Genomic DNA, 9,424 nt, shown 5'->3' with positions numbered 1-9,424 from the left:
GGCGGGCGTGGCGTTCGCGGTTGGAGGTGATGGGGTTGGCTTCGCAACCGAATCCTACGCCGCATCAGCGCTTTACCCCTCAGGCGCACTCTTACGAATAAGACGGGTTAGCGGCGAAAAGCCGAACTGCGTCCGCGTCGATTCGTAGAGATGGTAGAACAGCGCGGCATAGCGCTTGTCGTAATAGTCGCGCCACATCGCGGTCTCGAGCCGCGCCATCTCGGCCGGATCGAACGCCCGCAGATCCGCGCGCCGCGGAATGACGGCATAGGCCGCTACCAGTGCGGCCGCAGCCGCGATGCCCAGGAGCATCTTCCGCACGGACATGGATCCCCCCGGCGGCCCTGCATCCGCAGCCATTGTATCCCAACCGAAGCTACGGCTAGTCTGGCGGGGAGTTTTCGTGACAAGCGGCGATCATTGATGCCGTGGGCCACGACAGAAGCAAACCAACGGGGAGGAATGCATGCGCAGATTTCTGCTGATCGCAGGCCTGTTTGCCCTCGCCGTCGGACTGCTCTGGATCGGACAGGGAACGGGCACCGTCGCCTGGCCGCGGTCGAGCTTCATGGTCAACCAGCTGCAATGGGCCGGCTATGGCGCAGCCATGGCCGGCTTCGGACTGGTCCTGATCTGGCAGAGCAACCAATAGAAGAAACCAGGGAATACAAATATGACATCCAACCGGTTCGATCTCCGCGGCAAAGTCGCGATCGTCACAGGGGGCAATGGCGGCATCGGTCTTGGCCTCGCCCACGGACTCGCCGATGCCGGCGCCGATATCGCCGTGGTCGGACGCAACGAAACCAAGTCGGCCGCTGCCGTTGCCGATCTCAGAGCGCGCGGCGTGAAGGCGATTGCCGTCACCACCGACGTCACCGACAAGGCGGCGGTCGCGGCCATGATCGACCGCGTCGTCATGGAGCTCGGCCGGATCGACATCCTCATCAACAATGCCGGCATGAGCATCCGCAAGCCGCCGCACGAGCTCGAGCTCGACGAGTGGAACAAGGTGATCGACACCAACCTCACCAGCGCCTTCGTGTGCTCGAAGCTGGCCTATCCGGCGCTGAAGGCGTCGGGCAATGGCAAGGTGATTAATATCGGCTCGATGATGTCGATCTTCGGCGCGAGCTTCGCCACCGCCTATGCGGCAAGCAAGGGCGGCATCGTGCAGTACACGCGCGCGTGCGCCAATGCGTGGGCGCCCGACAACATCCAGGTCAACGCCATCCTGCCGGGCTGGATCGACACCGACCTCACCCGCGGCGCGAGGCAGCAGGTCTCGGGGCTGCATGAGCGCGTGCTGGCGCGCACGCCCGCGGGACGTTGGGGCGATATCGACGACTTCGCCGGCATCGCCGTGTTCCTCGCCTCGCCCGCCTCGAACTTCGTCACGGGCACCGCGATCCCCGTCGACGGTGGGTTCTCGGTGATGGCCTGAAGCCGTCTTGTACCCAAAAAACTTGCACGCAAAAAAGAAGCCCCGGCTATGCCGGGGCTTTTGAATTTGGCAGTGATCGTCTTTTTTTGCTGATTGGTCGTTCGTTGATCAGTAGCGCGCGATGACCGGTGCGTCGAACTTGTAGCTCGCGCGCACGACGGCCCACTGGATGTCGCGCGGCTTGGCATCGAAGGTGTAGTTACCCGAGGTGCCGCCGAGCTGATAGGTCTGACTGCCGAAGGCCGCGTAGTTGTACTCGAGGCCGACGATCCAGTTGCGGGTGATACCGTACTCCCAGCCCGCGCCGACGGTCCAGCCGTTGGCCCAGTGGGTCTGACCGCCCGAGCCCGTCGCGGGCGCAACCGTGTCGCTGACGTTCAGACGGTTGTTCACGCCGGCATAGCCGCCCTTGATGTAGAACAAATTGTTCTGCACGGTGAAGCCGGCGCGGCCGACGACGGTCGCGAGCACGTTGGCGCGCCAGGTGAAGATGTCGTCAGCGGCGCCGAAGGCGGTGTTGACGACCGTACCCTTGTTGTCGAGGCCGGAGATCGTGCCTTCCATGCCGAACACGTAGTTGTTGGCCTGCCAGTTGTAGCCGATCTGGGCGCCGCCCATGATGCCGGCGCCGCGCTGGCGATAGCCCTGGCCCGGAACGAGATCGCCGAACGGCGCGCCGGTCCCGTTGTTGATGAACTGCTCGTTGGTCCATGCGCCACCGATGTGGCCGCCGACATAGAAACCGGTCCAGTTGAACAGCGGCTCCGCGTAGGCGGGCGCCTTCATGTAGCGCGCACCGAGATCGGCGGCTGAAGCAGCGCCGGTCGAAACCAGAGCGGTCGTGCAGGCGAAGGCGGCAATCAATTTGTTACGCATGGTACACCCCGTGTCCTTTGATGGGCGCACGGTCACACGCAGGTCTTACTCAAATTTGAATCAAGAAAGTTAAGACGCCGGATTGGCAAGCGGCGCGACGTGAATCCGTTTGCGCTGTTGCACGCACGCAACGCGCGGCGCGCGATTTAACGCCGCGTTATCCCTACCAACATCCTCCACTACGATGCTGGTGCGGCGCTCGACTGCACGTGCTCGGGCCGCACGCCGAGCGCAATCAGGCGCGCCGGAATGCCCTGGAGCCATGGCAGCGCAGTGATCAGGCGCACGGCCAGTGGCACCTTCAGCGGCCGATCACCGCCCTGCAGGGCGCCGCTGATGATGTTGTTCTGCACGATCACCTGCATGCGCTGCGTCATCCTCACCGGGAATTCGCGGCGCCGGCGCACGGCGTCGAGTTCATTCTCGGTTGGGCAGCCCTGCCGAAGCTTGTCGGCCAGCAAATTGGCGGTCGCGACCGCGTCCTGCACGGCGAGATTGACGCCGACGCCGCCGACCGGCGACATCGCATGCGCGGCATCGCCGATGAGAAGCAGGCCCGGCCGCGTCCAGCGCGGCAGGCGGTTGATCGCGACGGTGAGCAGCTTGACGTCGTCAAAGCTCTTCACATCGGCAATGCCGGATTGAAGGATCGGCGCCATGCGCACGACGTCGTCGAGCAGCGCCTGCAATCCCCTCGCCTTCACCGCCTCGTATTGTCCCTTCGCGATGACATAGGCGCACTGCCAATAGTCGCCGCGGTCGAACGTGACCATCATCTTTCCGGGCTCGACGCGCGCGAACAGGTTCTCGGTCTCGTCCGCCTTGCGGCCGACGCGGAACCACAGCACGTCCATCGGCGCGCCGATCTCCTCGACGCGGAGCCCCGCACGCTCTCGCACCGTCGAATGCCGGCCATCGCAGGCAATGGTAAGACCGGCTTCGATGTCGATCGGCCCCTCCGGCGTCATCGCGCGCACGCCGGCGACGGTCTCGCCGCGGCGGATCAGATCGACGGCTTCCGTATTCATCATCACCTTGAGCGAGGCGAAGCGCTGGCCGGCCTCGCGCAGGAAATTCAGGAAGTCCCATTGCGGCATGAAGGCAATGAACGGATACTTGGTGCGGAGCCGGCGGAGATCGGCGATCCGCACGGGCGTGCCGCCAAACAGGCCGTCCATCATCTGCAGGCGCTGGTGCGGCAGCTTCAGGAACCCATCGATCAGGCCGAGCTCGTCCATCACCTGGAGCGTCGAGGGATGCACGGTGTCGCCGCGAAAGTCGCGGAAGAAATCCGCATGCTTCTCCAGCACCACGACGTCGATGCCGGCGCGTCCCAGGAGATAGCCGAGCATCATGCCGGCCGGCCCACCGCCGACGATGCAACACCGGGCTCTCAGGAGTGACGCACGGTGTGCTCTGGGGTATCAGATTCCGTCATCAACTGCTCGCTTACAACTTTAGTACTCTTTGCGGTGCAACAAGCCGGAATTGGTTTGCCGCAATGCCGAATGGCCGGTAGCGTTGCTGATAATTTCGATTGATTTCAGGATGATCCCGCGTTGCGCACCATACTGATAGTGCTTGGCATCTGGCTGCTGATCAACGTGCTTTTCGTCGTGATCATGCTGCCGCCGCGCAAGCCGCGGAAGCCGGATCCTCAGGAGGCGGGCACGCTCGCGCCGGCACGGATCGACCAGAACGGCTATCCGTTCGAGGAACAGGAGAAGGTCCTGCTTCGCCACGTGGTCATCTCGATCGCCATGGGGACGTTCTTCTCGCTTGCGCCGCCCTTGATGGAAGCGATCGACTCCATCAAGCGCTACATCGGAAAGCGTCGCGGCTAGTTCCCGCGCAACTGCACTCGCTGCCCAATAATGGAACCGCGGACGCTCAGTTGTTGCTGCGGTTTGAGGCCCGAAAACTCTTGATTTCCGACACGCTGCCATCGCGATAGGTCAGTTCCACCGAGACGAACTGCGTAGCCGGGGCAAGCTTCATGTAGAGCGGCATGCCGGCGCTGATCGCGCTGGGATCGCGCATGTCGCAGCCCGGCATCTTCAACATCTGGTTCGGAACGGCGGTGTCGATGCCGATGCGCACCTCGCGGATGGCGCAGCGGTAGGACACGAGGTGCGTGTAGTAGACGAGCAGCCCGTTGAACTCGCGGAACGACAGCCAGCTCGTCGCGGTCATATCGAGGATCTTGCGCTGGTCGCGGATCAGCGCGGCCTCGGGATCGAACCGGATCGGGAATGGCCCCTGCATGTCGCCGGACTGATCGACATAGCGAACCTCGATGGTGCCGGCCTGCGCATCCGGCGGCAATTCGATCGACGGGTTCGGCATCCGCTTGCGCGTGCGCGGATCGAGCGTGTCGATGAAGCCGGTCTCGCGGAAATCGCCATTGCCGGCCATGCGCCAGGAAATGCCGAGCGTCGGGTCGGCGAAGGAGAACACCACGCTCCAGCCGCCATTGTGCCGCGAGAAGCTGGCGATCGGCGCGTTGGTGGTTTCTTCCTTCGGCACACGCGGTACCGACACCGGCGGGAGAGCTGCGAGCTTCTGCGGCGGCGGATCGGCCGGGCGCGCAGCGGCCATCGCGTCCTTGGCAACGCCGCTGAGGAAGACGTCGTCGACCATCTGGTCGAAATAGACCGGCACCTGCCTGTGCTTGACGGTGTCGGCCATCTCGCTGACGAGACGGCGCGTCCGCTGCGCCACCTGCACCAGATTCTCGCCGGGCTGGAGCAGCTCCTTGGCGAAGGTGCGCGTGAACACCGAATTGGGATTGGCGTCGTCGTCGGAGAGACGATCGAGTGCGGTCTGGCGGGGACCCGCGGAGAACACCGAGAACACGCCTTCGGGCAGTTGCACCATCGGCGCGAGGCCGCCGCCGCCGGCGACCGCGCGGGTGCCTTTGCGCTCGAACGGGTTGTTGCGGCAGGCGTCGAACACCAGGATCGACGTGCGCGCCTTCTTGTTCTGGAGGCGCTCGACGATGCGGTCGGCCAGGATGGAAGCGTCGCGCACCAGCTCTTCCTGCCCTTCGGTCGCCGCCGGTACGTCGGTCGGCAGCAGGTAGTTCTGCCCCGCGATCTCAAAGCCGTGGCCGGCGTAGAAGAAGAATGCGGTGTCGCCGGGCTCGATCGTCCTGTCGAACGCGAGCAGCGTCTCGGAGAATTGCTGCCGGCTCTGGTTCTCGGCAACCATCACCGAGAAGCCGAGCTGCTTCAGCGTATCGCCCATGGTGCGGGCGTCGTTGACCGCCTTGAGGAGCTTGGGGACGTTCCTGTAGTCGTTGTTGCCGACGACGAGCGCAACACGCTTCTCGGCGTGTGCGGGCAGCGCGAAGCCGCTCAGGCTCACCGCAAGGCCAAGGGCCGCCAGAATTCTGAAAAGCCGACGCGTCATCGTAAAATTCCCGTTGCAGGACGGCGCTCCGCCGGCCCCCTCGAACAGCGATTCATTGGAACCCTCCGCCGTTGATGATAGTCGGTCCAGCCATATCGACGGTTCAACGCGGAGAGCCCACGGGTTGCGTCATCAGGACTATGGCAGATTCCTCCGGAATCTGCTTTTTCTAGGCAGCTGCGCTGCGAGCGGGGGCTGCCGTGTATCGATGGTGTACTGACGAGGTCGAGCCGCATGACCGGTTCGACTATTGGCGCGAGGTCCGGTCCAAGGGCCTGTTCGGCGTCACCGCCGAACTCGAGCGCGAGCGCCGCGCGGACTTCTACGGCGAATTCTCGCTGCGCCAGCTCGGCGGCGGTGGGCTCGTCGAGCTGAAGGCGTCGCACTACACGGTCGAGCGCAGCACCTCCGACATCGCCTACGCGCCCGGCGACAGCATCTGCGTCTATCAACAGCTCGGCAGCGGCGGTTGGTTCGGCGGCATGCGCGCGAGCGACTTTGCGATCGCCAACGGCAGCTTCGCCACCAGCCATACCGACCAGCCCTATCGCACCGCGCCGCTCGGCGCAGGCGGCTTCCACCTGCGCATCCTGAAGATCCCCGTGAGCAGCCTTTCCACGCAGGACAGGCGCATGCGCGAGCTTGCGCCCCGGACCTTCAACGATCCCGGCCTGGCGCCCCTGCTCGGCGCATGCTTCGCCGACCTCGATGAAGCCGCCGCGGGCGCTAACGGCGCCACCGATACGACCTCAGTCGCCCAGGCCTCCTTGGATCAAGCCTCCGTGGATCAAGCCTCGCTCGTCCAGGCCTTGGCTCATCTGGCGCTGATCGAGCGCGGCATCGTGCGGCCCGGCAGCCGCCGTGGGCAGGCCGCGCTGCGGACCGCCCGGCTCTCACAGGCGCGTCGCCTGATCGCGCGCTATCTGCAAGACCCCGATCTGACGCCGGCGACGGTGGCCGACCAGCTCGGCGTGTCCGTGCGTCACCTGCACATGCTGTTCGAAACCGCGGCGAAGAGCTTTTCGCAGACCGTAACGGACGAACGCCTGAAACAGAGCCGCCGCCTGATGCGTGAGGCGCCGGACCGGCTGATCGCCGATATCGCGACCTCCTGCGGCTTCGAGAGCCTGGCGACCTATTACCGGGTCTTCAACGCCGCCTATGGAATGGCCCCCGGCGATTTCCGGGCGCGGGGGTCCGAGGGGCGTTAGTCGTCCCTCCGGCAGCTATCGCCCGGTTACCCGGTTAACGGTGGAGGCGGAAAAGCCCAGCCGGGCCCGCTATTTGGGCAAAAACCTCAGGTTTTTTAGGGTCTTCCCGCGCCTGCTCCATTGACTTTGGCCGATTCCCGCCTATGTTCCGGGGCGACGCGGCTCAGATCGAAGACCGATTCTTGAGCCTTGCGCTTTGTTCGCGTGAGTCAGCACCCCCAGCTTCTTTGAGAGCGCGCCGTTTCGGGGTGGAACGCGACAGCCTTCATTACCCTCGATTCCGAACGGCGGTTTCGACCAGAGGCTCAATGTCCTTTTCAAATCTCGGACTGTCCGAAAAAGTCCTCGCCGCAGTGGCGGCCACCGGTTACACCACCCCCACCCCCATTCAGGAACAGGCGATCCCCCACGTCCTCGCACGCAAGGATGTGCTCGGCATCGCCCAGACCGGCACCGGCAAGACCGCGGCCTTCGTGCTGCCGATGCTCACCATCCTCGAAAAGGGTCGCGCACGCGCGCGCATGCCGCGCACGCTGATCCTGGAGCCGACCCGCGAGCTCGCGGCGCAGGTGAAGGAAAACTTCGACCGCTACGGCGCTGGCCAGAAGCTCAACGTGGCCCTGCTGATCGGCGGCGTTTCCTTCGGCGACCAGGATGCCAAGCTGACGCGCGGCGTCGATGTGCTGATCGCCACCCCCGGCCGCCTGCTCGACCACACCGAGCGCGGCGGCCTCCTGCTCACCGGCGTCGAGCTCCTCGTCATCGATGAAGCCGACCGCATGCTGGACATGGGCTTCATTCCCGACATCGAGCGCGTCTGCAAGCTCGTCCCGTTCACGCGGCAGACCCTGTTCTTCACCGCGACCATGCCACCGGAAATCCGGCGCATCACCGAGACCTTCCTGCACAATCCGCAGAAGGTCGAGGTTTCCAAGCCCGCCACCACCGCCGTAACAGTCAAGCAGTCACAGGTGCCTGCGGGGCGCGAGGCGCATGAGAAGCGCGAATTGCTTCGCCGCCTGCTGCGCGAGGCCAAGGATCTCAAGAACGCGATCATCTTCTGTAATCGCAAGCGCGAGGTCGCGATCGTTCACAAATCGCTCCAGAAGCACGGCTTCAGCGTCGGCGCCTTGCACGGCGACATGGACCAGCCGGCCCGCATGGCGGCGCTCGAACAATTCCGCAAGGGTGAGCTGCCGCTGCTGGTCGCCTCCGACGTCGCCGCCCGCGGCCTCGACATTCCCGAAGTCAGCCACGTCTTCAATTTCGACGTCCCCCATCATCCGGACGACTATGTCCATCGCGTCGGCCGCACCGGCCGTGCTGGCCGCACCGGTATCGCGATCTCGATCGTGACGCCGCTCGACCAGAAGTCGATGGTGGCGATCGAGAAGCTCATCGGCCAAAACATTCCGCGCGCCGAGGGCGACTACGAGATCCACGCTGAAGCCGGCGATGCGACCGAGCGCCCGCGCGAGCAGCGCGGCCGCGAACGTTCGCGCGGTGGACGCGGCAAGCCGCAGCGCGGCGGTCGCGACCGTGAGCGCAGCCACGAGCCGCGCGAACCGCGTGGCGAGGCAAGACACGCTTCCGAAACAAGGCCTGCAGCCGAAGCACGGCCCGCTCCCGAGGCGAGGCCTGCACGCGAGCCGAGGCCTCCGCGTGAAGCCAGGCCATCATCCGAGCCGCGTCATGGCTCGCGCCAGCAGGCCAATGCATCGCATGTGCCGTCGATTGGCCGCCCCGAGCCGCGCCGCCAGCGCGAGGCCGATACCGAGCCCGGCGATCACTCGCACCTTCCGGCGTTTCTGCTACGGCCAGTGCGTTCTCCCGCCGGCGCCTGACGCGCCGGCGCGCGATTCAGGTCGGTTGAGCAGAGCCGTTTCACACTTATTCTGATGCATTCGCGAACATCTGTTTACAGAGCGTTCACGATCGTCCGTTAGCCTACGAACATAATTTAAGCATTGCTGCGGTCGATGGCGCACCGACCGCTGTGGGGTATGTTCAGTGGTCAAGGTGCTCGACGAACACGAACGCACGATGGCGTTCGCCGAAGTGGCTCTCGGTCAGATCCGCTCGCTTCGACAGACCGCAATTCCCCGCAATTATGAGATCTGGTACGTCTACGCCACCGGCTATAACGCACCGCTCAACAAGATCATCAACGAGACGCTGGCGCGCCACGGCAAGCTGACCGAAGGCGATCTCGAGCAGATCTACGAGACCTATCTTTCCCACATCAAGACCACCGACCGCATCGACAAGGTTGGCGCACGCGTCATCGGCGAGATCGACGACGTGATGACGGTGCTGAGCGAAGCGCTCGGAATGACCGGCTCCTACGATGCCAGCCTCTCGGGCGCGACCGAGCCCCCGCGGGTCACTTCAAATTCCTCCGGGTGTGGTCAGTCAAATTCCTCCACCCGCGAGGCAGGACAAGGGACTGTTAGTTTGAGTTTGTTTCCCGGGCAAGAGCTTC

Annotated in this window: 9 protein-coding genes and 1 pseudogene; 6 read left to right on the top strand and 4 right to left on the bottom strand. The window is 64.6% G+C overall.

Annotation, left to right across the window (positions count from 1 at the left end; translation table 11 throughout):
* Positions 1 to 72 precede the first annotated feature (72 nt).
* On the bottom strand, positions 73 to 321 hold the full coding sequence (locus QJT78_RS45390; protein ID WP_157790311.1) for a hypothetical protein: 249 nt from the start codon (positions 319 to 321) through the stop codon (positions 73 to 75).
* A 145-nt stretch (positions 322 to 466) separates the two neighbouring features.
* On the opposite strand from QJT78_RS45390, the gene QJT78_RS45385 reads away from it, so the two are divergent.
* Positions 467 to 652 (top strand): hypothetical protein, encoded by a 186-nt coding sequence (locus QJT78_RS45385; RefSeq protein WP_007609848.1) that lies wholly within the window; start codon positions 467 to 469, stop codon positions 650 to 652.
* Between the two features lie 21 nt (positions 653 to 673).
* Positions 674 to 1,444 (top strand): glucose 1-dehydrogenase, encoded by a 771-nt coding sequence (locus tag QJT78_RS45380; protein WP_028153047.1) that lies wholly within the window; start codon positions 674 to 676, stop codon positions 1,442 to 1,444.
* A gap of 108 nt (positions 1,445 to 1,552) precedes the next feature.
* Here QJT78_RS45380 and QJT78_RS45375 read toward each other — a convergent pair whose 3' ends face one another.
* Both QJT78_RS45375 and QJT78_RS45370 read right to left on the bottom strand, forming a co-directional pair.
* Positions 1,553 to 2,320, bottom strand: a complete 768-nt coding sequence (locus tag QJT78_RS45375) for an outer membrane beta-barrel protein (protein ID WP_028153046.1) — start codon at positions 2,318 to 2,320, stop codon at positions 1,553 to 1,555.
* 179 nt (positions 2,321 to 2,499) lie between these two features.
* Complete coding sequence (locus tag QJT78_RS45370; protein ID WP_028148781.1) at positions 2,500 to 3,675, bottom strand: FAD-dependent oxidoreductase; 1,176 nt, start codon at positions 3,673 to 3,675, stop codon at positions 2,500 to 2,502.
* Between the two features lie 204 nt (positions 3,676 to 3,879).
* On the opposite strand from QJT78_RS45370, the gene QJT78_RS45365 reads away from it, so the two are divergent.
* Positions 3,880 to 4,164 (top strand): hypothetical protein, encoded by a 285-nt coding sequence (locus QJT78_RS45365; RefSeq protein WP_028148780.1) that lies wholly within the window; start codon positions 3,880 to 3,882, stop codon positions 4,162 to 4,164.
* 46 nt (positions 4,165 to 4,210) lie between these two features.
* On the opposite strand, the gene QJT78_RS45360 is transcribed toward QJT78_RS45365, so the two are convergent.
* Entirely contained in the window at positions 4,211 to 5,731 is a 1,521-nt protein-coding gene (locus QJT78_RS45360; protein WP_028148779.1) for a caspase family protein, read from the bottom strand.
* A 200-nt stretch (positions 5,732 to 5,931) separates the two neighbouring features.
* Between QJT78_RS45360 and QJT78_RS45355 the strand changes: the two genes are divergently transcribed.
* From QJT78_RS45355 to QJT78_RS45345, 3 genes and pseudogenes are all read left to right on the top strand, one after another.
* A complete protein-coding gene (locus tag QJT78_RS45355; RefSeq protein WP_038945369.1) occupies positions 5,932 to 6,942 on the top strand; it encodes a helix-turn-helix transcriptional regulator in 1,011 nt (336 codons plus the stop codon).
* A 308-nt stretch (positions 6,943 to 7,250) separates the two neighbouring features.
* Positions 7,251 to 8,786, top strand: coding sequence for a DEAD/DEAH box helicase (locus QJT78_RS45350; protein ID WP_028148777.1), 1,536 nt, complete (start codon positions 7,251 to 7,253; stop codon positions 8,784 to 8,786).
* A 166-nt stretch (positions 8,787 to 8,952) separates the two neighbouring features.
* Positions 8,953 to 9,424: pseudogene (locus QJT78_RS45345) on the top strand (hypothetical protein); the annotation flags it as partial.

Source organism: Bradyrhizobium sp. Mp27, assembly GCF_029953005.1.
In the GTDB taxonomy this organism is placed as follows: domain Bacteria; phylum Pseudomonadota; class Alphaproteobacteria; order Rhizobiales; family Xanthobacteraceae; genus Bradyrhizobium; species Bradyrhizobium barranii.
The sequence above is the reverse complement of the archived record's forward strand: the minus strand, read 5'-3'. Positions and strand labels throughout refer to the sequence as shown.

Bases quoted from the DNA above. Each gene is read 5' to 3' on its own strand.
- QJT78_RS45360 (WP_028148779.1), bottom strand. From the start codon at position 5,731: ATGACGCGTCGGCTTTTCAGAATTCTGGCGGCCCTTGGCCTTGCGGTG.
- QJT78_RS45370 (WP_028148781.1), bottom strand. From the start codon at position 3,675: ATGATGCTCGGCTATCTCCTGGGACGCGCCGGCATCGACGTCGTGGTG.
- QJT78_RS45385 (WP_007609848.1), top strand. From the start codon at position 467: ATGCGCAGATTTCTGCTGATCGCAGGCCTGTTTGCCCTCGCCGTCGGA.
- QJT78_RS45375 (WP_028153046.1), bottom strand. From the start codon at position 2,320: ATGCGTAACAAATTGATTGCCGCCTTCGCCTGCACGACCGCTCTGGTT.
- QJT78_RS45350 (WP_028148777.1), top strand. From the start codon at position 7,251: ATGTCCTTTTCAAATCTCGGACTGTCCGAAAAAGTCCTCGCCGCAGTG.
- QJT78_RS45380 (WP_028153047.1), top strand. From the start codon at position 674: ATGACATCCAACCGGTTCGATCTCCGCGGCAAAGTCGCGATCGTCACA.